The sequence below is a fragment of the Streptococcus sp. 2022WUSS135 genome, assembly GCF_044427045.1.
In the GTDB taxonomy this organism is placed as follows: domain Bacteria; phylum Bacillota; class Bacilli; order Lactobacillales; family Streptococcaceae; genus Streptococcus; species Streptococcus hashimotonensis.
The window spans coordinates 20777-44921 of the sequence record NZ_JAOTGL010000012.1 but is presented as its reverse complement, the minus strand read 5'-3'; the positions used below and the strand labels follow the sequence as shown (position 1 = coordinate 44921).

The 24145-nt window shown below is 39.7% G+C and carries 16 protein-coding genes; 2 read left to right on the top strand and 14 right to left on the bottom strand.

What is annotated here, in order from left to right:
* Positions 1–11: 11 nt before the first annotated feature.
* The 3 genes from pgfS to ODU45_RS05370 form a co-directional block, all read right to left on the bottom strand.
* A complete protein-coding gene (gene pgfS / locus ODU45_RS05380) occupies positions 12–971 on the bottom strand; it encodes a glycosyltransferase PgfS (protein WP_398580915.1) in 960 nt (319 codons plus the stop codon).
* 146 nt (positions 972–1117) lie between these two features.
* Positions 1118–4936, bottom strand: coding sequence for a Spy0128 family protein (locus ODU45_RS05375; RefSeq protein ID WP_398580914.1), 3819 nt, complete (start codon positions 4934–4936; stop codon positions 1118–1120).
* 485 nt (positions 4937–5421) lie between these two features.
* Complete coding sequence (locus ODU45_RS05370; protein WP_398580913.1) at positions 5422–6126, bottom strand: glucosamine-6-phosphate deaminase; 705 nt, start codon at positions 6124–6126, stop codon at positions 5422–5424.
* A 349-nt stretch (positions 6127–6475) separates the two neighbouring features.
* Between ODU45_RS05370 and queA the strand changes: the two genes are divergently transcribed.
* Positions 6476–7504 carry a tRNA preQ1(34) S-adenosylmethionine ribosyltransferase-isomerase QueA gene (gene queA / locus ODU45_RS05365; RefSeq protein ID WP_398580912.1) on the top strand — a complete coding sequence of 343 codons (1029 nt, stop codon included), beginning with the start codon at positions 6476–6478 and terminating at the stop codon, positions 7502–7504.
* A 48-nt stretch (positions 7505–7552) separates the two neighbouring features.
* Complete coding sequence (locus ODU45_RS05360; RefSeq protein WP_002941715.1) at positions 7553–8026, top strand: arginine repressor; 474 nt, start codon at positions 7553–7555, stop codon at positions 8024–8026.
* 290 nt (positions 8027–8316) lie between these two features.
* Here the strand turns inward: ODU45_RS05360 and ODU45_RS05355 are convergent, their stop codons facing one another.
* The 11 genes from ODU45_RS05355 to rapZ all read right to left on the bottom strand — a co-directional run bounded on the left by ODU45_RS05355 (position 8317) and on the right by rapZ (position 24136).
* The gene (locus ODU45_RS05355) at positions 8317–12588 is read right to left on the bottom strand and encodes a family 16 glycosylhydrolase (RefSeq protein ID WP_398580911.1); all 4272 of its coding nucleotides are present in this window, start codon (positions 12586–12588) and stop codon (positions 8317–8319) included.
* A 369-nt stretch (positions 12589–12957) separates the two neighbouring features.
* Entirely contained in the window at positions 12958–14298 is a 1341-nt protein-coding gene (locus ODU45_RS05350; RefSeq protein WP_398580910.1) for a dipeptidase, read from the bottom strand.
* 118 nt (positions 14299–14416) lie between these two features.
* Positions 14417–15919, bottom strand: a complete 1503-nt coding sequence (locus tag ODU45_RS05345) for a YfcC family protein (RefSeq protein ID WP_024413009.1) — start codon at positions 15917–15919, stop codon at positions 14417–14419.
* Positions 15920–16261: 342 nt separating this feature from the next.
* Entirely contained in the window at positions 16262–17209 is a 948-nt protein-coding gene (gene arcC, locus ODU45_RS05340) for a carbamate kinase (protein ID WP_398580909.1), read from the bottom strand.
* 210 nt (positions 17210–17419) lie between these two features.
* The gene (argF, locus tag ODU45_RS05335) at positions 17420–18433 is read right to left on the bottom strand and encodes an ornithine carbamoyltransferase (protein ID WP_011922164.1); all 1014 of its coding nucleotides are present in this window, start codon (positions 18431–18433) and stop codon (positions 17420–17422) included.
* Between the two features lie 18 nt (positions 18434–18451).
* The gene (locus tag ODU45_RS05330) at positions 18452–18892 is read right to left on the bottom strand and encodes a GNAT family N-acetyltransferase (protein ID WP_398580908.1); all 441 of its coding nucleotides are present in this window, start codon (positions 18890–18892) and stop codon (positions 18452–18454) included.
* On the bottom strand, positions 18892–20121 hold the full coding sequence (arcA, locus tag ODU45_RS05325; RefSeq protein ID WP_398580907.1) for an arginine deiminase: 1230 nt from the start codon (positions 20119–20121) through the stop codon (positions 18892–18894). Before arcA ends, ODU45_RS05330 begins: the two co-directional genes overlap by 1 nt.
* Positions 20122–20382: 261 nt before the next feature.
* The gene (locus ODU45_RS05320) at positions 20383–21078 is read right to left on the bottom strand and encodes a Crp/Fnr family transcriptional regulator (protein ID WP_014638193.1); all 696 of its coding nucleotides are present in this window, start codon (positions 21076–21078) and stop codon (positions 20383–20385) included.
* Positions 21079–21363: 285 nt separating this feature from the next.
* A complete protein-coding gene (whiA, locus tag ODU45_RS05315; RefSeq protein WP_105151201.1) occupies positions 21364–22281 on the bottom strand; it encodes a DNA-binding protein WhiA in 918 nt (305 codons plus the stop codon).
* A complete protein-coding gene (locus tag ODU45_RS05310; protein ID WP_024400159.1) occupies positions 22278–23252 on the bottom strand; it encodes a YvcK family protein in 975 nt (324 codons plus the stop codon). The genes whiA and ODU45_RS05310 overlap by 4 nt, the downstream gene beginning before the upstream one ends.
* Positions 23249–24136 carry an RNase adapter RapZ gene (rapZ, locus tag ODU45_RS05305; RefSeq protein ID WP_398580906.1) on the bottom strand — a complete coding sequence of 296 codons (888 nt, stop codon included), beginning with the start codon at positions 24134–24136 and terminating at the stop codon, positions 23249–23251. The genes ODU45_RS05310 and rapZ overlap by 4 nt, the downstream gene beginning before the upstream one ends.
* Positions 24137–24145 lie beyond the last annotated feature (9 nt).

The window sequence follows — 24145 nt, the reverse complement described above, 5'->3', positions numbered from 1 at the left end:
ATCCTCATTTTTTATCCTACCCTATCTTTCTCTGCTTGTTCAATATTTGTTTTTTCAACTATAAAGTGTGGACGCTTTTTGACTTCGTAATATATTTTACCAATGTATTCTCCCAAAATACCAATAGAAACTAGCTGAACACCTCCAAAAAGAATAATAGCTGCAATGGTTGTAAAATACCCACTAACTATATGTTCCGGATGTGTAAAATACCGAATAAATTCCATTATAAGATAAAGTAAAGCAAGTCCTAAACTGAGTAAACCTAACTGTATGCAAATCCTCAGCGGCTTATCATTAAACGAAATCATGCCTTGAACTGCATAATTAAAGGATTTTTTAAAGCCAAACTTACTGGTTCCGGCCACCCTAACTTGGTTACTATATGTAATTACTTTTTCTTTAAAACCTATCCATTCGTATAGTCCTTTATTAAATCGGTTATACTCAGGTAATGCTACAAAAGTTTCAACAGCACGCTTACTTAACAAACGTAATTCTGATTTTCCATCCGTCAATTCTACTTCCATGGAATGCTTTGATATTTCGTAAAACATTTTTGCAAAAAAACTTACAAATTTTGATTCACCAACTCGATCTCGCTGACCGCTCACAATATCGTACCCATTATTATATGCCTCAACAAACTGAGGGATAAGGTAAGGAGGATGTTGGAGATCTCCATCCATTACCATAACTGCATCCCCTGTTGCATATTTAAACCCCGCTAAAATACCTCCCTCACGGCCAAAATTTCTACTTAAACTAATGTAACGAACCTTAGTATTTTGGGCAGCAATTGTTTCAATCAATTCAAGTGTCATATCATTAGAGCCATCATCAATATAAAGCAACTCATAATCTGCCAACTCTTTTCCTAACATACTATCCAGCTGCTTAGACATTTCTTCATGTGTTTTAGTTAATATTTTTTCTTCATTGAAAAAAGTAATTAATAAAGTTAATTTCATTAATAAGCTACCTCATTTTTGATATTTCTTAAAAGGAGCAGATAATAAACTCTCTACAATACTGGAATCTGTATCTGCCCCTTTTAAAAAAGAGAGAAGCAATGTTCTCTCTTATATCATTCATTAGCTTAGTCATTTATTCATGATTAAGCATTCTTAGATTTACGGCAATATACCATTACAACTATTGCAATAAGAGCAACAAAACCAGCTATAGCAACCAAAATATTACCTTTGTCACCTGTAGATGGAAGAGCCGTTTTTCTAGTTTTTTCACTAGTTGTTGTAGTTGTTGGCTCCTCGGTAGTCGTTGTAGTTGTTGGCTCCTCGGTAGTCGTTGTGGTTGTTGGCTCCTCAGTAGTCGTTGTGGTTGTTGGCTCCTCGGTAGTCGTTGTAGTTGTTGGCTCCTCGGTAGTCGTTGTGGTTGTTGGCTCCTCAGTAGTCGTTGTGGTTGTTGGCTCCTCAGTAGTCGTTGTGGTTGTTGGCTCCTCAGTAGTCGTTGTGGTTGTTGGCTCCTCGGTAGTCGTTGTGGTTGTTGGCTCCTCGGTAGTCGTTGTAGTTGTTGGCTCCTCGGTAGTCGTTGTAGTTGTTGGCTCCTCGGTAGTCGTTGTAGTTGTTGGCTCAACGTATCCATTATTGAACTCAATATCCTCAGGATACTCAATCTTAGCAACTAGTTTACCCTCACCATCATCAGTAACAATTACAGTTATCTTAATTTCAAGACTATCATAGATGATTGCCGTATCTCCACCCACAACCTCAGTGACTGTATAAGTGTAAGTCCCTGCCTTATCAAAGGTTAATTCTTTGAATTTTACATTACCATCTTTACCGTTTTTAGCAGTAGCGACTTCTTCGTTTGCTTCATTTTTCAATACAAACTCAAATTCGTCTTCCTTCAACTCACGACCAGTGAGTGTTTTCTTAACAGCCAGTTCTGCACGAGTAGCTGATACGGCATACGTATTGTTAAATGGGGTTTCATCACTGTATGAAACAGCGGCACTCAACTCACCTGAACCATTATCTGTTACAGTTACGGTTGCAGTAATTGTCTTACCGTCATAAGTGACACCTTTATCGGTTGTACCACCATTCTTTTCAGAGATAGTATAAGTATAGGTACCTGCCTTATCAAAGGTTAATTCTTTGAATTTTACATTACCATCTTTATCATTTTTAGCAGTAGCGACTTCTTCGTTTGCTTTATTTTTCAATACAAACTCAAATTCGTCTTCCTTCAACTCACGACCAGTGAGTGTTTTCTTAACAGCCAGTTCTGCACGAGTAGCTGATACGGCATACGTATTGTTAAATGGGGTTTCATCACTGTATGAAACAGCGGCACTCAACTCACCTGAACCATTATCTGTTACAGTTACGGTTGCAGTAATGGTCTTACCGTCATAAGTGACACCTTTATCGGTTGTACCACCATTCTTTTCAGAGATGGTATAAGTGTATGTACCCGCCTTATCAAAGGTTAATTCTTTGAATTTTACATTACCATCTTTATCATTTTTAGCAGTAGCGACTTCTTCGTTTGCTTCATTTTTCAATACAAACTCAAATTCGTCTTCCTTCAACTCACGACCAGTGAGTGTTTTCTTAACAGCCAGTTCCGCACGAGTAGCTGATACGGCATACGTATTGTTAAATGGGGTTTCATCACTGTATGAAACAGCGGCACTCAACTCACCTGAACCATTATCTGTTACAGTTACGGTTGCAGTAATGGTCTTACCGTCATAAGTGACACCTTTATCGGTTGTACCACCATTCTTTTCAGAGATGGTATAAGTGTATGTACCTGCCTTATCAAAGGTCAATTCTTTGAATTTTACATTACCATCTTTATCATTTTTAGCAGTAGCGACTTCTTCGTTTGCTTTATTTTTCAATACAAACTCAAATTCGTCTTCCTTCAACTCACGACCGGTTAGTGTTTTCTTAACAGCCAGTTCTGCCTTGGCTTTGCTTGTTTTGTAGATGTTATTGAACTCAGTATTTTTCGAATAGAAAACCTCAGCAACGAGTCTACCTTTACCATTGTCGGTCACAACTACGGTCACTTCAACTTTAAGGCTATCATACGTTACGCCATCAATTGTTTTACCTGCATTGGTTTCTTCGATTGTGTATTGATAAGCTCCTCGACTATCATAGGTTATGGGTGCAAATTTCACTTTCCCATCCGCAGTATTAGTCACTTTTTGACGTACAATATTTTCCGTAGGGACAACCGTATTTCTTGCAGGCATTCTCGAAGGAGTAGGATCTGGGAAACGATTTTCTGTCAAAACAAATTCAAACTCACCTTCGAGGAGCTTGCGACCTGTCAACTTCTTAGTCACTTCAAGCTCTACATCAACTGGAGTTGGCGTATAAATATTTTTAAATGTATTATCATCATTTGCATAAGAAACTGTAGCCGTCAATTTTCCAGTTGGATCCTTTGATACTACGACAGCCACTTCAACAGGTTGTTCATCGTAAGTAATCCCATTTTCATCTGATGTATTAGCCTTCTTCTCCTTGATAGTGTAATCATAAGTTCCTTCCTCATCAAATGTCAATTCCTTGAACTTGATGTCACCATATTGATCGTTCTTAGCAGTCTCAATTTCTCTACCGTATTGATCAGTCAAGACAAATTCAAACTCTTGATCTACCAATGCTCGACCTTCTAAGATTTTAGTTGCTTTCAAAACAACTTTAGCTGGTTGCTTTTTCTTATTGACGATTGTTTTACTAGCAATCTTGCTTATAGAATCAAAGTCTGCAGGATTAACTACTACATCTTCTCCTGCAACATAGCCATCTGGAGGAGTTACTTCGCGTAGGATGTACTCATCTCTCAAAAGCCCGGTAATAGTTGCTTTACCATTAACATCCGTTTTCAGGGTTCCAACTACTTGTCCAGTCGCCTTACGAATAACGGTAAATTCAGCTCCTGCAAGAGCGACACCTTCTTCGTTAACCTTTTTAATACCTAGACTATAGTTATATCCGCTAGCGGTACCAGAAGCACCTTGGTAGGCGAATTTGCTGGTATAGTCGCTTTTTTTAGTAGTTCCTGAAGAGTAGGTTATGTTATTTTCAACTACTTCTCCGTTAACGAGATTATAGTTGGCTTTTACTTTATAAGCGATTGTATATCCTCTAGAAATGTTTCCAAATTTAATCTTGAAGGAGGTTTTATCATTAGAAAGTTCAACATTATATTTATTCGTAACATCAGTACTGTTTCTTAGTTCCCAGTAATTGATGTCATTTTTAGCGTAATCCCCTTCAGAGATTTTAAAACTGCCTTCTACATACTGTAAACCTGGGGACTTGATGGTATCAGCAATAACAACATTCGATACACTTTCCTTAGCGGTATTGAAGTGGACATAGTATTGGATTGTATTGGTGCCAGAAGTCGTTCCATATTTCCAAAAATTAAGAGTATCTGGCTCGCCAGTAGGACCGAGATAATTGATTTTACCACCACCAATCGTAATAGATGGCGAGCTACCATTAATCATGATGGTTGCGGAAACTTCCTGTGCTTTTTTAACTACATTACTATCCACCACCACATTAAACGCCATGTGTCCGGTTACATCATTCTTTTTATCAACATAATCTGTATAAGTGATGGTTAGTTTTTTAGTTCTTGTATCAGCAACAGCTTTCGCAACCTTTTGACCATCAGGAGCATACACATCAAAAGATTCATTCCTTTGGAAGGTTAATTCATTTGGCAGGGAGATGACAGTCGTATCACCATCTTTTGCTGACTCAGGTACAGCAAAATCAAATGAAAACTCTACGGATTGTTTGTATCCACTTTTTTCTGGGGTTAATTTCGTATTACTCACAGTAATATTAACCGTATCTGCTGAGACTATTTGGGTAGAAAAAATTCCACCTAAAAATACCAGCAGAATCGCAAATAATTTTCTTATTCTAGCCATTTTTGGCTCCTCCATATTTTATGACTCAGTAATTTTAAAATACCTTCTATTATTTTTATACAATCCACTCACCCCATTTGCAAGTGCTTTCACACTATTAGCGAATACACTCGAACCCAATAATACCAAGAGTGGTGTCAATAGATAGGCCCACAATTTCTTCAATTTATAATTCCCTATCTTCCTTTCTAAAATGTTTTCTCTTACACAAAATATATAAACTTACACTATAAAAATCACATCCTTTTACAACTATTCTTAAATTCTTCTACCATAATAGTGAAAAACTTAATTTTTTATAATAGGGATTCATTACTATTCAAATACTTTTGTTTTTATTTGACTCATCCCTCAAGTTTTATTGTATATTTTTTCACAATTTTTGTCAAATTCATAATGGAAAAAGAACCTAGATTCATTCAGAAATTATACTTATTGTACTGTTGCAACCAACTTTATGTCTAAGAATAATCGTTTACAACATACTACACTAATTTACTTGCTGCGGCTTGGTCGAGGATAAGAACGACATCGTCATGGTTTTGGAGGACGCTTGCTGGGACATCTTCTGTCACAGGACCTTCCACAGTCGCCTTAATGGCGTCAGCTTTTTCCTGACCATAAGCCATGAGGACAATGGTCTTGGCTACCATAATGTTGGCGATGCCCATGGAAATAGCCTGCTTGGGTACATCTTCGGTATTGTCAAAGAAGCGTGCATTGGCTTCAATGGTTGATGGCGCCAATTCAACCAGATGGGTCTGACCATCAAATGGAGCACCTGGTTCGTTAAAACCGATATGCCCGTTGCGACCGATACCCAAAATTTGGAAATCAACTGGATGTTCAGCTAAAATTTTATTGTAACGTTCTGTTTCAGCAACTACATCTGTCGCCAAACCATTCGGTAAATAAGATTGTTTAAACGGTTTGGCATTGAAAAGATTTTCCTTCATAAAATGAATATAGGATTGGTCGCTCTCCTCACCTAAACCAACATACTCATCCAAGTTTACAGATGTCACATCCGAAAAGTCTAAATCCGACTCACGAATCAATCTGTAAAATTCTAACGGACTGGAGCCTGTTGCCAAACCTAATACCTTGGCACCTCCGTTCATTTTTTCTCTCAAAATGTCTAATGCTACAGTTGCTCCTTCAACTTGATTGTTTACTACATGAATTTTCATAACACACCTCTTTGGTCTATACCATTTCTAGTTTTTTCTTTATTATATGGTATAGACCAATTTTTGTCAAGAATTTATACCTATAGAGTATTAAATCAACACAAATAATTTTAAATCTCTTCCCATCCATCAAGACTAAAGTGTCTAACTATGATATAATACATTTATGACAGATGTGCTTTTTTACTTATTTTTTATTGGTATTCTGTTCTGCCTTACTGGCTATTTTATTTCTAAATCAAAGGTCCTAAAGTTTATTTTCTACCTGATTGGTAGTCTATTGGTGGCTTTGCCATTTGCCCTATTGATTTATTTTACCTATATTTTATTTTAAGTCTAAGGAGTGAATATGAATACTGCAGATTTTGATTTTGATTTACCCGAAGAGCTTATCGCTCAAGTTCCCCTTGAAAAGCGCGACAGCTCTAAACTATTGATCCTCGACCGCGAAAAACGGAGCATGGTTGACAGTCACTTTGACCATATCATCGACCAGCTGAATCCCGGTGATGCTCTGGTCATGAACAATACACGTGTTCTGCCTGCCCGTCTCTATGGCTACAAGCCTGAAACTATGGGACATGTTGAGCTTTTGCTTTTGAAAAATACCCAAGGTGATCAGTGGGAAGTGCTTGCCAAACCAGCAAAACGCCTGAAAGTCGGTACCACAGTTGCCTTTGGTGACGGACGATTAACTGCTACTATCGTAGAAGAATTAGAACACGGTGGAAGAATTGTTGAATTCTCCTATGAAGGTATCTTCCTTGAAGTCTTGGAAAGCCTAGGCGAAATGCCACTTCCACCTTACATTCATGAAAAATTAGAAGACCGTGAACGCTATCAAACAGTTTATGCCAAGGAAAACGGTTCTGCCGCAGCCCCAACTGCTGGACTACATTTCACCCAAGAGTTACTCGAAAAAATCGAAGCTAAAGGAGTGAAACTAGTCTATTTGACTCTTCACGTTGGGCTTGGGACCTTCCGACCAGTCTCTGTTGAAAACGTTGATGAGCATGAAATGCACTCGGAATTCTATAACCTATCAGCAGAAGCTGCTCAAACACTCAATCAGGTCAAAGATAGCGGTGGTCGTATCGTCGCAGTCGGCACAACATCCATCCGCACCCTCGAAACCATCGGTAATAAATTTGATGGCCGTTTGGAAGCTGATTCTGGTTGGACAAATATCTTCATCAAACCTGGCTACACCTTCCGAATCGTTGATGCCTTCTCAACCAATTTCCACCTACCAAAATCTACTTTGGTTATGCTAGTTTCTGCCTTTGCAGGTAGAGAATTTACCCTAGAAGCTTATAAACATGCTGTTGAAGAACGCTACCGCTTCTTTAGTTTTGGGGATGCAATGTTCATTCAATAGGCTGTTGTCACCAAATTATTCTGAATTCTGATTTTATTGGAGGGCCTTATGAACAAGATTGAAAGTCGCCATCAGCTGATCCTGTCTCTAATCATGGAGAAGAAAATACATACCCAGCAGGAATTGCAAGAATTACTAGAGGTCAACGGAGTCTCCGTCACCCAATCTACCCTCTCCCGTGACATCAAGATGCTCAATCTTGTCAAAGTCAACGAAGATGATTCTTCTCACTATGTCATCAACCCCATTGCTCCTACTCGCTGGGAAAAACGACTGCGACTCTATATGGAAGATGCTCTGGTCATGCTAAAACCTATCCAGCATCAAGTGGTTCTCAAGACACTACCTGGATTGGCCAACTCTTTCGGTTCTATTTTGGATGCCATGGAGATTCCTCAAATTGTAGCAACCGTCTGCGGTGACGATGTCTGTCTCATCATTTGTGAAGATGTCGAGGGGGCACAAGCTTGCTTCGAGCACTTGAAACAGTTTACTCCACCATTTTTCTTTAGTAAATTATAAAAATTTATGTTCACAAACAACATACTTAATTTTAAAGATAATTTTTCAAATAATTATCAATAACTCCCCTTTATACTCATAAACGAAAATCTCCCGTAATAAGATTTATTACGGGGGATTTTTAGTAGTTGCTAAAAAATTATCCTGTTATTCATAGCCTTCTAGTTTACTTTTTGTACAAGGCAATGAGCTACATGCTATACTTGGGTACGGCAACGCGAGTGAAAGAAAAACTAAATGACTATATCATTACAATTAGAAAGCCCTGAACATTCACTCAGATGGCTATATTACTCCTCTTTCCTCCGACGACTAGCAGTTGCTAGGCCGATAAGTCCAAGAAGAGTGAATCCAAGACCATCTACTGCGCCTGTATTTGGCAATTCTTTCTTCTGAGAAGCTGCTTGCTTGGAATTTGACTGCTCACTGCTTGGTTTTGATACAAGGGATAAAGGCGTGACAGAGGGACCATAGTTTGGTGTCAGGTATCCCTTAAAGGTGGCACGTGGTTCTGCTTGGACACTTTTTCCCTTAGCGGTAATCAAAGGTAGCTGCCCTACTGGTAAGGGCTCCGCTTTGACGCTATCTCCTTTTGCTGTCACTAGTGGTGGCAGAGGAACTAACGCTTCACGCGCAGCTTTTACCTCTGCTAAATAACCATCTACAAATGCCTGGTTATTTTTACTGAGTTTCCAGTCAATCTTGTCCAAAACCTCTTTTAAGTTTGCTACGCTATCTGGTGTATAGGAATCTAAATCAGTAGGAATCTTCCCAACTTCTTCTCGCAAATCTCGGTACTCTGCCAAAAAATAATCAGAATTGTTTTCCGTAAAGCTGTGCAAAAGTTTTTTAATTGAGTCATAGCTGTAAGGCTTGCTTGGGTCATCTGCCCATACCGCAACCATACTACCGATAATAGGTACCTTAGTATTCTCAGATTTCGGTACTTGATCAAACCTTGTAGATTTAGTTCCTCGAAGGCCTTGATCAAGGTTATACCATCCCAAACCTTCTGCTTCACGTCCAATAACATAGTACCAAGCATCATTTGTATTAAGAATTTTATGCCCTTTTTCATGAAGGAATTTTGAGGAAGCAACATCATATCCTCCCCAACCTCCTGTCCAGAAAGAAGCAATAATGTCTTTATCAAAAGTACCTGAACTAGTATCGTGGTCATAATAGATACCGTCATTGAAAGCCATTGGCTCTAAACCATGCTTCTTGACGATAGCTGCTAAATCATTGGCATATTGAATAAACTTACCATAATCACCTTGTGTCTGAAGAATGTGCCATCCAGAAGCATTTGTAGCATCGTTAGCATACTCATCTAAGCCAATATTGAAAATTTTAGATTTGCCTGCAAAGTAACTAGCATATTTATCAATTAAGGCTTTAGTAAAAGCAACTGCTTGGTCATTTTTTAAATCAACTGTACGTGCAGATGTTTTGCCATTATAACTAAATTTTGGCGATTTTATCCCCAATTCTTCCATTGCTTCTACAATCGCATCCATATGCCCTGGGCTATTGATAGTTGGAATAATGGAAATATTTTTTTCCTTAGCATAAGCAAGGATATCATCCATCTCACTCTGACTTAAGGTTGTACCGTTTGGATCGTCATAATAATGCTTATTACCATTTATTATTGCTTTTCTAACTGCTTCACTGTCATACACCTTATCTCCAACGGTCAAATTCATATCATCTAATAAAAATCTCAGACCATCATTTCCCAATAAGAGGTTCATATCCGTGTAACCATAAGAAGAAATTAAATCAATAATCTCCTTTATCTGATTTACAGAGAAATACTTGCGACCGGCATCGAGTGAAAAGACTTTGGACAAAGCTAGTTTTTCTTGATTAACAATAGGTTTTTCTGGTTCTGCTTCAGGATGAGCAGCTACAAAAGTTACTTTTGCTAACTGAACATCACTGGCTTGCAAGCTTTTCTCTGTTCCATCTTCCAACTTATAGGAAATACCTTTGACCGTTGGAAAGACGATCTTCACAAATTTAGTACCTTTTCGAATGTTGCGAATATCAAATGTAGTGCGTGCATAAGCTGGGGTTGCTTCTACAAAATTATCCACTACAGTAACATTCTCTTTATTCCAGCTTTTGCCATCAACAGATGAATACACAGTGAAGTCAATTTCACCGTCTTTTGCATTTATCAAATGTTTGCGAACAGATTTTCCTTCATTAGCCCCTGCTTCTTTATTATAGACAGAATAGTCTTCAAGTGTTTTGTAATAAGTCGTTAAGTGCAAAGCCTCTGGATTAGCAATCTTGTAAATTAGTGCATTTTCGCCATCACCATCAGCATAGAGCCTGCTTGTTTCGTAACGTGGTTGACCTCCATAGTAGAAATTATTTTTGTTTTCATGAGCTGCTTTCCCGTTAGAGACTGTTACGAGGTGACCAAGTTTTTGCTGCGGCTTAATGACATAATCATTAGGCTTGGCATCATCTAGATTATCAAAACGTACCTTACTTTGATCTGCTTTTTGATAAATTCGAACCCAATCAACCAAGTACTCACTATCCTGTTTAGTCATGTTGCGTTTGTAATCAACATCACCAACCCAGCCATCACCAACTTGGGTTTCCAGTATTGGGAACATAGGGCGGGTGTGCATACCATCCCGATCCTTACCACGGTCTGTTTGAAAAACAAATTTTCCATCAATATACCATTTGATGACATCTGGAGTCCATTCGACTTCGTAGACATGGAATTCCTGACTCCAAGCTTCGTAATTCTTATAAGCTGAGCCATCAGATTTTTTATTTTTTGCCAAAATACCAAAATGGTTAGTTGTCCATGCATCCCATGGATTTTGACCAAGGTATTCCAAAACGTCAATTTCGTCATGCCCGGTCTCATCCTGTGCCAACATCCAAATAGCAGGCCAGATTCCCTTAGAGTCATTTACCTTAGCTCGAACAGCCATTCGACCAAATTGGAAAGAATACTTATCTTTAGATTCTAGGCGACCAGAAGACCATGTTACTTTATCTGGTAATTCTTTATCATCATACCGATCGTGCCCAACTGCTTCAACCAAAGCTTTTTTATCCTTATGGTTCGTGCTACGAATAGACAAATAGCTCTTGTCGCCATCTTTTTTGATAGAAACTGCTTTACGATTGTATATAGCCGCATGATTCCACATGCCATCAATAATTTGCCATTTACTTTCATCAATCTTGTCGCCATTAAATTCATCAGACCAGACTAATGTATCGTATTCAGATTTTGGTGGAACGTATTCTGGAGCAGATTCGTCATAAGATTTTCCTCGTCCCATAATCTGAATTTCTGAATAGCGAAGAGGAGTATCATCTACGCGAGTACCTCTAAAGCGAACATAACGCGCTTTAGAGTTCTTCGGAGTTTTAATCGTTATGATCTGTTCCTTGTCAATGGTGAAATTTTCATTCTTATAGATTGTATTATAATTATTACCATCATTATAATCATCATCCAAATCTATCCGGAAATTACGATACTCTCCAGGAGCTAACTGAACCTTGATTTCCTCAATAGTATAGACATTTCTAAATTCATATTGAAGATAGGCCTGGTTCCCTATTGATTCTTGAGTAGTATAATTCTCGTCGAACTTGCCATCGTTAATGGCTTCTGGATTAGTTGGAGCCTTACCATAGAAATATGGTTTTTTCAATTTAGCGAGGTTGACTAGCTCGGTTTGTGGTTCTTCATTCGTACCAGCATCTGCTTCAACCTGCGCCAAGACTTCTATCTCGTTAAAGAGAACGCCATTACTATATCCCTTCCAGGAACTGTTTGTATTTTGGATATAATGCCCCCGTCCCCAAATACGAATATAACGAGCATTGATTGGTGTTGGCAATTGGATGACTTGAGGCTGTCCTTTATTTGCAACTGTTTCTTCTACATCTGCCTGTTTGAAAATGACTTCTGTGGTTTCAGGAGAAAAATCTGCACTTGTAGACAATTCCACTTTAACATCTTTAAAAGTAGACACTGCATTATCATAAGTATTACGATGAATTTTTACAGTATGGACGGGAACTTCCTTTTCAAAATCATACTGAACGTAAACATGATCCCACTTGGAGTAACCGTTATCTGATTCGCCAGTTTCTTTACCAGCAATGATTTTGGTATTGCTATTGGCATCATCGCTACTACCGTAAGCACTCCCATCTGTAGCTGCATCTGGATTTTTTATAGAAACAGAAGGGACCGTTGATAATTCAGAAACCATCTGATGCTGGCTGTTAGTTACGGGCTTTTTCCCTTCTACCACATTTTTATCAGCTACTTGTGATTCCTCCTGTTTTTCTTCTGGAGTTGAAGGTTCTGTTTCAGTTGATGGAGTAGCTTCCACAAGTGGTTTTGCTTCAATAGCAGGTGGAGTCTCATTGTTAATTGCTACTGGTTCTCCCTGAGATACCTCCTCTGCTGCAACGGTCTGTCCTGCCCATACCAAAAAACTGGTACAGATGAGAAGCTGACCAAGGATGACTTTTTTCGTAAACTTACCTGTTTCTTTTTTCATTATTTCCTCCTATAAAGTCTGCAAGTTTATCCTACCTATAGCCAAAATAAAGCAGTTTGTAAACCTATTTAGTCTCGTATAAGACTCAAAATTCAGTTTACTGGTTGATGTGCGATCGCATTTCTGTCACAAATATAACATGTAAGCGTTTTATTGTAGAATAGTCTAACTTGACTTATTCTATATGCAGATGGGGTCTATTTCTAAAACAGCATATAATAAGTCACACTTTCATATATTTTTGTCCACTACTTGTGAATAGTGACACATTTCTATCTCATCTTTCAATGTTATTCTTCATAAGAAAAGCCCTTAGATATTTCACTAAGAGCTTTTAAACTGTAATTTACTATTCAATACTGATAATGGCTATTCCGCAGCTAGGCGATAGACTGCCTCAGCATAAATATCCATTGTTTTATATAAGTCTTCTAATGGCATGCGTTCATTTTCCTGATGCTCTGTTTGTTCTGTATCTGGGAAACATGCACCAAAGGCCACACAGTTTGGCATAGTACGAGCAAAGGTAGCCCCGCCTGACGAGATTGGCTCGCTTGTTAAATCTCCTGTCTTATCTTGATAAACAGACATGAGCGTAGATACCAGCTGACTGTCTAATGGCACATACAAGGAAGCAAGGTAGTCGTACTCTTCATAGGTCAAGCCACATGATTGCGCTTTGGCTTGTAAAGTAGAAACTAGGGCTTCTTTATCCGCAGTGACAGGAATACGAATGTCCAAGCGAATTTCTGATTTTTTTGCGCTAATGGTTAGACCTGCAATATTGAAACTGAGTGTCCCTGATGGTTCATCGGTCACATCACCAAAAAGCTTAAATCCTGTGGCATCTTCACCAACTGCATTGACGATAAAGTCCAAGGCTGGATGGCTTTCGAAATGTTCCAAGGCCTTTGCCAAACGAACGATGGCATTGACCCCCTCAGCAGCATCCTTGGCGTGCCGCGAAATACCAAGAACCGTTACTTGATCATCTTTGGTTTCATAATCAAAGCCTAATTGATCTAACTCCGCAATAACTCCGGCTAATAAATGACCAGAATAGCTTGCCTTAGCAGGTACTACGTTATAGGCAGTTCCCGCTTCGATACTCAGACAAGGGTGACCTGGACCATGCAATTTGGCCTGTAGTAATCCTTTTTCAGCATACGTCAAAGGGAAGGAAGAATCTGGTGCAAAGCCCATAGTTGCCACTTCTTCCAACTGATTGTAGCGGTTCATACACCGCCATAAGGTCTCTTCATCTGTTCCAAAAATGAAACGAATCCGTTTGTTAAATTGGACTCCCGCATCAAGAAGTGCTTTTACTGCAAATAAGGCCGCCATCGAAGGACCTTTATCATCCTGAACCCCGCGTCCAATAATATAATCTCCCTCTACCACAGCCTCAAAAGGCGGCGTCTGCCATTGACTAAGATCACCAGCAGGTACCACATCTAAGTGGCAAAGGATTGCTAATAATTCTTCGCCTTGCCCAATTTCAGCATAGCCGTAATAACCAGCAGGGTCTAAATAAGTTTTAAAACCCATTTTTTCTGTCAAAGCCAACGTGTGCTCCAGAACATCCTGAATCGATTGACCAAATGGCGTATCTGCCTGACGTTCTTGCAAAACAGAAGGAAAAGCAACCAGTTCTTGGATGGCTTGAATACATGCCTCCTGATGCGATGACTGAATAAAACTTGTTCTCATTGTGTCCCCTTTCAACATAATAAGATATGATATATTTTCTAGCACTATTCTATCATAAAAGGAAAAACTGAGCCAAATTTTATCTGTATTCATGATAAAATCTGACCCAGAATTTCGATTAGAAGAATGTCGCAATGACCAAAATAGCTATGGAGGCAATCATGATGCCTACGATTAACTTACCTACAAATTTATACCAAGTACCAATTTCAACACGACCAAGTGCCAAGGCTCCCATTACAATACCTGATGTTGGAGCTACCAAGTTCAAGAGACCTGATGCAGCTTGGAAAGCTGTGATAACCAAGCTCGCTGGTACATTTACAAACTCACCAAGAGGTGCCATGATACCCATAGAAGCTCCTGCAAGACCTGATGAAGATGGAATCAAGAAGGACATTGGTAGGTAGAAGAGATAGGTCAAAATGATGAATACTTGTGAAGACAAACCTTGCAATCCTTCTTCGCCCATGTGGAGAATAGTGGCAGTAATCATACCATCGTTCATGATGACTTGAATACCACGCGCGATAGCACAAATCAAAGCTACGCTGAAAATATCAGCCGCACCGAACATGAAGGATTTTACCAAACGTTCTTCACTCATACCATAAACTAAACCAACTACAATCCCTGCGATACCAAAGAGCATTGCTCCTTCTGGGAAGTACCAAGTACCAAGAGCAGCTGTTGAAGAACCAATCACTTGACCGATGAATGGAAGACCAATCAACCAATCTTTAAATTGTGTAAAGATAGTCACACCCAAATCTTCCCATGGAATAAAGCTACAAATCATGAGAACAAATGTTAGTACAAATACCCAGAGAACACGTTTTTGAGCTGGTGATAATTCTGCATTCACTTCTTGAGTTGCTGTTACATTAAAGTGTTGCATATCTGCTTCACGCTGTTTGTAAACCAAGGACTTAGTCGGATCGTTTTTCACTTTCTCAGCATAGTTGGCTACAAAGAGAACCCCCATCAAGAGAATAACAACGAAGAAGACAAAGCGCCAAATCATACCGTCCGCAACACTTACACCTGCTGCATCAGAGGCTACAACCGTTGCAAATGGGTTTACAGTAGAAGCCAAACAGCCGATTTGAGAACCCAGCAAGATGATGGCTACACCAGTAATACTGTCAAAACCAACCGCCATCATAACAGGAACAAGGAGTGGGAAGAAAGCCATTGTTTCTTCACCCATACCATAGGTTGAGCCGCCCAAGGCAAACAAAGGCATGAGAATGTAAATCAACATTTTTTCACGACCTTTGAAGCGTTTTACAATAGAAGCAATCCCTACATCAAGTGCACCTGTTTCGTTAACTACACCAAGAAAGGCGCCAACCATGATGATGAAGAATGCTACGTTAATCGCTGCTTCAGTCGCACCATGACCAAGCATGGCACGAACTGGAGCCATAAAAACATCGTAAATCCCTTGTGGATTTTGAGCAACCTTCTCATAGGTACCAGCCACCAAATGTCCGGCTTCATCAACCTGATACTGACCAGCTGGAATAATCCATGTCATCACTGCCATAAAGGCAATAATGAGCATCAATATTGTATAAGACGAAGGCAATTTAAAGCCTTTTTTCACTTTTTCGCTCATCGCAAAAACCTCCTATAATATTTTAAAAGTTTATCCCCTATTTAAGGGAAATTGTATCCGTAATAACCGTATCAAATATCCACCTATCTTCAAGAGATGTCTATCTCCTTCAGTCTATTATCTGAAATCATTGCTTATAGATAGATACTTGATAGGAAATGGATGAGAGGGGAGGGAGCTTAGAAGCCCAGACCTTCATATTTCGATTAAAGGGAACCCTTGTAGGACTATCAACACTTTCACTCCCCTAACTCCATCAATAAATAACCCGTCTAGTTTAAAAACTATATTTTCATGCAGAGTACATCAATAAATAGAAGCCTCAACGATACATACAGCTGCTTAACCTTTGACAATGATAGTGCCACTCTCGGATTCAATCAAAGCGCCTAAGTTTTCTAATGAGGTAATGACTGCTTTTGATTGCGGCTTATTGTTTACAAAAGCAATAGCTGCTTCAACTTTCGGTAGCATGGAACCTGGTGCGAATTGATTTTGTTTGATATATTCTTCCAATTCAGCTACGGTAACAGTTTCTAATTTTTCTTGGTCTGGTTTATTGTAGTTGACAAAGACATAGTCTACGCCTGTCAAGACGATAAACAAGTCTGCATCAACCAATTCTGCCAAACATTGAGAAGCAAAGTCCTTATCAATAACTGCCTCCACACCGGTAAGAGTACCATCTGCTTCTTGGACAACTGGAATACCTCCACCACCAGCAGCTACGACAACTTCACCTGCATTGAGAAGGGTACGAATGGTACCAATTTCTTTGATTCCTACAGGTTTTGGCGAAGCAACGACTTTGCGCCAACCACGACCGGCATCTTCTTTGAAGGTTGCACCAGTCTTTTCTGCTTCTGCTTTCGCTTCTTCTTCTGTATAGAATGGCCCAATCGGCTTGGTCAAATTTTCGAAGGCTGGATCATTCTTATCCACGATAACCTGAGTCACAACAGATGCTACATCTTTTTCAATGCCTTCCTTGATCAATTCATTTTCCAAGGCATTTTGCAACCAGAAACCAATCGAACCTTCTGTCATGGCTACCAAACTGTCTAGTGGAAAAGCTGGGTTCTTTTCCGAATCAGCAGCAAGGTTTTGAAGAAGTAAGTTTCCAACCTGAGGACCATTACCATGCGTGATAATAAGGTCATCCCCATTTTTTATCAATTTTACAAGGTGCTTGGCTGTTTGTACCAAGGCCTCTTTTTGTGCTTTAGCCGATGGGTCGGACGATAAAATGGCATTGCCACCCAAGGCTACTACAATTTTACGATTTGCCATATCTCTTGCTTTTTCCTCACTTTCGCGAAATAGTAATCGCTTACACATCTATCCTCAAAATAAGGGGGCTGGGTGCCAGCCCCCGGAGGTTGCGATGACTAGAGAATATACTCAATGAAAATCAAAATCAGACTAGGCGACGAAGATGAAGATAGAACTGAAGTTCATCAAATCGAGGCAACAACGTATGAGTTTGATTTTCGAAGAGTATTACACACGTGGAACAAATGGATCCCCCAAAGTAGCTGCCATAACCGCTTTAATTGTGTGCATACGGTTTTCAGCTTGGTCGAAGTGACGAGCATACTTGCTACGGAATACTTCGTCTGTTACTTCCATTTCTTCTACGCCGAATTTTTCAGCGACATCTTTACCATAAACAGTGTTTGTATCATGGAAGGCAGGCAAGCAGTGCAAGAAGATGAGATTTTCATTTTCTGCTTTTTTCACCAATTCCATATTCACTTGGTATGGTTTCAAGAGGGCAACGCGTTCTGCGAATTTATCTTCTTCACCCATTGATACCCAAACGTCTGTATAGAGAACATCTGCGCCTTTGACTGCTTCGTCAGCATTGTCTGTAATGAGAACACGTGCTCCACTTTCTTTCGCAAAACCTTCAGCCAAGGCAACTACTTCTTCTTCTGGGAAGAGTTCTTTTGGAGAGAAGATATGGACATTGACACCAAGGATAGCACCCGTTACCAAAAGTGAGTTAGCAACGTTGTTACGGCCATCACCACAGTAAACCAAAGTCAATCCTTCCAACTTGCCAAAGTTTTCTTTGACAGTCAAGTAGTCAGCTAACATTTGAGTTGGGTGCCATGCATCTGTCAAACCATTCCATACTGGCACACCAGAGAATTCTGCCAATTCTTCCACCATTTTTTGACTGAAACCACGGAATTCAATACCGTCGAACATGCGTCCCAAAACTTTAGCAGTATCTTCTGTAGATTCTTTCTTACCAAGTTGGATGTCATTTGCACCAAGATATTCTGGATGGGCACCAAGGTCAATAGATGCTACTGTGAAGGCAGCACGAGTACGTGTTGATGTTTTTTCAAACAAGAGAGCAATATTTTTACCTTCCAAATAACGGTGTGGAATATTGCGTTTTTTCAAATCTTTCAAATGAGCTGAGAAATCAATCAACCATTCCAATTCTGCGCGTGTGAAATCTTTCTCTGCAAGGAAATGTCTGCCTTTAAATACGTTTGTCATTGTCTCTTCTCCTAATGTTTAAATAAATTTTGTCAATGTCTGGCACCATTCTCCATCTTCTTGATAAACTTCAGAAGTTGCTTGGTAGCCGACTGACTCATAAAAAGTCTTTGCAGTTAACTCCGAATGTATATCCAACTGATGAAAGCCTGTTTCACGTGCATAAGCTTCCAAAGAGCTGATAATCATTTTTCCATAGCCTTTTCCACGAAAATTCGGTAGAGTGGCTATTCGGGTTAGACGAGCTTGACCAGGAACGACAGGAAGAAAACGTCCCGTTGAAACAGGCTCCTCACCAATAAAGAGATTGGCGTAAACTCTTCCTTCAGTATCATTCTGGTCAAATTCATCTTCCTTTGCAATGCCACGCTCAAGGACAAATACCTTATAGCGGACATAGATAGAGGCTGCGCGTTGCCATTCTTCCGAACCGATTGTTGTTCGTTCTATACTTGGCATTAGATGTCTTCCCGTTCAAACGGCATTGACATACAACGAGGTCCACCACGACCGCGAACCAATTCGCTTCCGCCAATCTTAATCAAACGAAGCCCTTTGGACTCGAGGATTGCATTGGTAATCGTATTGCGTTTGTAAACAACTACCACACCTGGTGCAATGGTCAATGTATTTGAACCATCATTCCATTGCTCACGACCAGCAGCAACCATATCACCGCCACCACAACGGATCAATTCTACTTTTTCAAGACCAAGGTTCGCAGCCAAAAGTTCTGCCAAGTCACCATGTTCTTCTTCAATATGAAGCATATCATTTTCATAGGTTACAGAGAAGACGCGAAGGTCACCTTCAATTTCTGGGTGGATAGTAAACTTATCATAGTCAACCATGGTAAATACCGTATCCAAATGCATGAATTTACGGTTGTTAGCAAATTCGAATGCTAATACTTTCTTGAAGCCAACATGCTGTTCAAAGATATTTACCAATAGTTTTTCAATTGATGCAGCATCGGTACGTTGTGAAATACCTACTGCCAAAACATCTTTTGAAAGAACCAATTCGTCCCCACCCTCGATACGAGTAGTTTCTTCACGATTGTAAACCAATGGAACTTTTCCACCATATTCTGGGTGATGAGTGAAGATATATTTACCATACAAGGTTTCACGGTTCCGTGTTTCTGAATACATGTGGTTAAGAGAAACAGCATTACCAATCGTAGCAAATGGATCCCGTGTGAAGTAAAGGTTTGGCATTGGGTCTATTGCAAATGGGTAAGAGGATTCAACCAAATCTGTCAAACCTTTTTCTTCAGCAGGGATTTCTGGCAATTCTGCCTTTTGAACACCGGCCATCGTTTTCTCAACCAGTTCTTGATTATCTTCAATAGACAACAACAACTTGCGAATTGCCTTCTTAGTCGCCCGACCACGAATGTTAGCTTCTTCGAGATATTCATCAATAAATTGTTCACGAATTTCAGGTGTAACAAGTGACTCAGCAGCTAATTTTTCCAAGTAGAGCACTTCTACCCCCTCATCACGAAGAGCTTGAGCAAAAGCATCATGCTCTTTCTGTGCATCTTCTAAGAATGGAATATCATCGAAAAGTAGGCGTTCTAGGTAGTCAGGCATGAGGTTTTCAATTTCCTTACCTGGTCTGTGTAACATAACTTTTTTCAGCTTACCAATTTCTGAAAAAACATGAATTGGATGGTTTGACATAATCTGTCCTCCTTGTAGATTTATACATGATGGGAAACGAGGAGGACCGTACGCTTTCCTGCCTCTCATTTCCTCTTTACATCCATAGTTTAACAGAGTAAAAAAACAAAAACTTGAAAACGCTCACATTTATTTTGAGAAATTCTTCACATTTTTAACCTTATTTATAAATAATTATCGATTATATCGCCTATATTCTGCATAATTCTTTCCGTTATATCATTATATGAATTTTTATTTTTTTATAAAAAAACAGAAACTTCAATGAGTTTCTGTCAAATTTTCTAAGAAATAATCAATATCTAAATAAGTTAACTGTTTATGGCTATAAGCAATTTTACCATCCTGTTTCAGTTGCTTCAAAACATGGCTAACTGTTTCCCGTGTCGTAGCTGCTAAACGCGAAATCTCCTGAATATGAATTTCAAATGGCAAGGTAGCAAACTGATCGCGCTGGCACATATCCCAATAAAGAAGAGCCAAGGCTTGAACGACTCGATCTGATGCCTTGGAACGCATCGCATTTCGCAAGCGCAACTCTTGAAAACGAAGCACTTTGGATAATTTTTGACAGATATAAGCCATTTGACTAGGATTTATCTTCGACAAGGTTTCAAACAAGACCATCGGCACAATAAAATACTCTAGGTCCGTTATGGCAATGGCAGTATAATGATAAGGTTTGTCCTGAAACATATCTCCAAAAGGAAAGGCACCGCCCTGCCGAATATAGTCCAAATACGTAAAACTATCCGTCTCATCATATTGCTCAATCCGAGCATAGCCCTTATACAATACAAATAGATAATCTCTAGGATCCTCTGCGTAAAAAAAGATTTGTCCCTTAGGAATCTTTCGAAAACGAATATGCTTAGCTAATTGATCAAAGCTATCACGTGTCAAACGTTCAAAAGTTGGATGTGCCCTTAGATAATCATATTGTTCGTTGCTTATCATCAAAACTCCTTTCTAGCTAAAGTATCCTTCTATCTATTTTAACATATATTAACGTTCTATGCTAATCATTACTGAAAAATTCATAAAATAGGATCATTCCTGTGAAGAGGAATGCCATCATAACCAATACAAAAAACTGGTCCTCTCGAACCAGTCTTAGTATCGTCGAATGAATTAACTTTCAGACAAGGAACTGAGGTGCAAGCAATACTAGAATACGGCAAGTCGAAAGTGACAATGTATCAAAGTTAATTCAAAAGACTATAGCATTCTATGTATACCTATCTATTCAGTCAATTCATCCGCAATCTTATTGATTTTCCGCAAACGATGGTTGACACCACTTTTAGTGATCGGTACCGTTAGACTATCCGCCAATTGCTGAATGGAATAATCTGGATGCTGAATTCGCAACTGGGCAATCTCCTGCAAGTCACCTGACAACTGATCTAGACCGATAGTATCCATAATTTTGATAATATTATTAATTGTTTTCATACTAGCATTGACCGTCTTTGCAATATTAGCAGCTTCCGCATTGGTAGCTCGATTTAGATCATTTCGAGCCTCACGAAGCAATTTAACATTCTCAAATTCTGTCTTTGCCTCTTCTGCTCCAATCACCAAAAGAAAATCCATAATGTCCTCTGCACGTTGCAGATAGGTAATGGTTCCCTTACTTCGCTCAATGACTTTGGCATCCAAAAGAAATTTCTGCATCAGATTGGCTAGGTCATTGGCATGGTCACTATAGACAGAAGCTATTTCAAGCTGGTATTTTCCTTTTTCAGGATCCTTAACAGAGCCTGCCGCTAAAAATGCTCCACGAAGATAGGCTTGACTCCACGAATCATTTTCCAAAACCAAGGGAGAAATCCCCGTCTCTAATCCAAAGAAGCTATCAGCCAAATACAAATCGTTCAACATCTCATTCACGCCGTCTTCTATCAAAACTGCATACACACGATTCTTTTTGAGATTAGGTTTTTGATGATGGCGAATCTCAGCCTTAATCTGGTAGAAATGAAGTAACAGTTCATAAATGTGACGGGCAATCTTTGCATTTTCCGTACTGATAGAAAGAGTCAAACCTGATGAAGCTAAGCCCAAACTGCCTGATAATTTGATAATAGCAGATAGCTCGCTCTTATTTTGGCTAGACTGAAGCAACAATTCTTCCTTTACTTGTACTGTAAAACTCATGACCGCACCTGCAAAATCTTGAGCAACTCTTCTACCACCAAGTCACCATCATGGAAAGCTCCGCCATTTTCCAAACGAAGAAAATTCGAAGAAATCACACGATTAGCCTGTTTTTGCAAACCTGCAAAATCGTGTTTTACCTGTACCAAGTATTCATCAAACTGATTGCTATTCATATACTCTTGTGGAACTGGCTCAATATTGACCAAAACTGTATCAATAAATTGTTCAGCTAGGTGTGCATTGAGAACCGCCACATGGTCCGCATCTGAGAAAAACTCAGTCTCTCCCCGTTGGGTCATAATGTTGCACACATAGGTCACTTCAGCCTTGGTTTCTTTTAGGGCTTTGCCAATATCAGAAATCATCAGATTCGGCAAGATTGAGGTAAAAAGAGAACCCGGTCCAAGTACGATCATGTCACTTTCCATAATCGTTTCAACTACTTGGCGACTGGCTTTCGGTTCATCATCGTTATAAGAATTTGTCACATAGACATGATCAATCATCCCATTATGCTTGGAAATCTTGCTCTCACCTGCTACCTCGGTCCCATCTGTAAAAATAGCATGAAGGGTCAAGGCCTGTTCGCTAGATGGATAAATCCGCCCTGTCGTATGGAAAAAGCGCGTCAACAACCTCATCGCATTGTAGGTTGAACCCTGCATTTCTGAAATACCAGCAATAATGAGATTCCCTAGCGGATGACCAGCCAAAGGACCATCTGAATCCGCAAAACGATACTGGAAAATTTGTTCATAAAGTTTGGGCATATCCGACATAGCCAAAAGGACATTACGCAAATCACCTGGAGGGGTCACCTGCAAAGCCTGACGAATTTCCCCCGAAGATCCTCCGTCATCAGCTACCGTCACGATAGCGGTAATCTCTACATCCTTATCCCGCAAACTCTTCAAGATGACTGGAATACCAGTCCCGCCCCCGATAACTGTAATCTTTGGTTTTCTCATGAGCGGTTGACCGTCTCCTTCCGTCTATCCTTATCACGATGACTACGATTGACATTCCAATTTTTCTCTAAATCGTCTGCCAAACGTTTAGCAAAGGCTACGCTTCTATGCTGACCACCCGTACATCCAACGGCAATCGTTAGAACGGATTTTCCTTCCTTTTGATAATCAGGAAGAATCGGTTCTATCAAGCCGAGCAAATGACTATAAAACTCTTCCGATTCTTGATGCTCCATGACATAGTCAAAGACAGGCTGATCTAGTCCTGTAAGATTCCGTAATTCTAACTTGTAGTAGGGATTTGGTAGGAACCGAACGTCAAAAACCAAGTCTGCATCCAGAGGTAGCCCATATTTGAAACCAAAGGACATCACTTCTATGCGAAACGACGGCTGATTATCTTGACTAGCAAACTGCTCCGAAATTTCCTTACGCAGATTACGAGGAGTCAGCTCTGTCGTATCAATAACATTTTGACTCATATTTTTCAAGGGAGCCAAAAGTTCACGCTCTAGCTGAATCCCGTCCAAAACACGACCATCAGCCGCCAAAGGATGGGAACGACGAGTTTCTTTATAGCGAGCAACCAATTCACTATCCGTTGCATCCAAGAATAGGACTTTAAAATCTAAATCCTCTGCCCCCTCAATCTCATCCAACACCTCTCGAATCTCCGAGAAGAAGGAGCGACTCCGCATATCTACAACAAGAGCAATCTTATTGTTATCCTGACTATGGCGAATCAACTCTAAAAACTTTGGCAAGAGAGTCGGTGGCATATTATCAATGGTAAAATAACCCAAGTCTTCAAAAGACTGAATGGCTACCGTCTTACCAGCTCCAGACATCCCTGTCACAATCACTAAATGGAGTTTGTCCAACATGACATTCCC

Excerpts from the sequence above, each read along its gene's own strand:
- ODU45_RS05345 (WP_024413009.1), bottom strand. The coding sequence starts at position 15,919 with ATGAGCGAAAAAGTGAAAAAAGGCTTTAAATTGCCTTCGTCTTATACA.
- ODU45_RS05310 (WP_024400159.1), bottom strand. The coding sequence starts at position 23,252 with ATGAGAAAACCAAAGATTACAGTTATCGGGGGCGGGACTGGTATTCCA.
- ODU45_RS05330 (WP_398580908.1), bottom strand. The coding sequence starts at position 18,892 with ATGCCAAGTATAGAACGAACAACAATCGGTTCGGAAGAATGGCAACGC.
- ODU45_RS05355 (WP_398580911.1), bottom strand. The coding sequence starts at position 12,588 with ATGAAAAAAGAAACAGGTAAGTTTACGAAAAAAGTCATCCTTGGTCAG.
- argF (WP_011922164.1), bottom strand. The coding sequence starts at position 18,433 with ATGACAAACGTATTTAAAGGCAGACATTTCCTTGCAGAGAAAGATTTC.
- rapZ (WP_398580906.1), bottom strand. The coding sequence starts at position 24,136 with ATGTTGGACAAACTCCATTTAGTGATTGTGACAGGGATGTCTGGAGCT.
- whiA (WP_105151201.1), bottom strand. The coding sequence starts at position 22,281 with ATGAGTTTTACAGTACAAGTAAAGGAAGAATTGTTGCTTCAGTCTAGC.
- ODU45_RS05320 (WP_014638193.1), bottom strand. The coding sequence starts at position 21,078 with ATGATAAGCAACGAACAATATGATTATCTAAGGGCACATCCAACTTTT.
- ODU45_RS05370 (WP_398580913.1), bottom strand. The coding sequence starts at position 6,126 with ATGAAAATTCATGTAGTAAACAATCAAGTTGAAGGAGCAACTGTAGCA.
- pgfS (WP_398580915.1), bottom strand. The coding sequence starts at position 971 with ATGAAATTAACTTTATTAATTACTTTTTTCAATGAAGAAAAAATATTA.
- ODU45_RS05360 (WP_002941715.1), top strand. The coding sequence starts at position 7,553 with ATGAACAAGATTGAAAGTCGCCATCAGCTGATCCTGTCTCTAATCATG.
- arcC (WP_398580909.1), bottom strand. The coding sequence starts at position 17,209 with ATGGCAAATCGTAAAATTGTAGTAGCCTTGGGTGGCAATGCCATTTTA.
- ODU45_RS05350 (WP_398580910.1), bottom strand. The coding sequence starts at position 14,298 with ATGAGAACAAGTTTTATTCAGTCATCGCATCAGGAGGCATGTATTCAA.
- queA (WP_398580912.1), top strand. The coding sequence starts at position 6,476 with ATGAATACTGCAGATTTTGATTTTGATTTACCCGAAGAGCTTATCGCT.
- arcA (WP_398580907.1), bottom strand. The coding sequence starts at position 20,121 with ATGTCAAACCATCCAATTCATGTTTTTTCAGAAATTGGTAAGCTGAAA.
- ODU45_RS05375 (WP_398580914.1), bottom strand. The coding sequence starts at position 4,936 with ATGGCTAGAATAAGAAAATTATTTGCGATTCTGCTGGTATTTTTAGGT.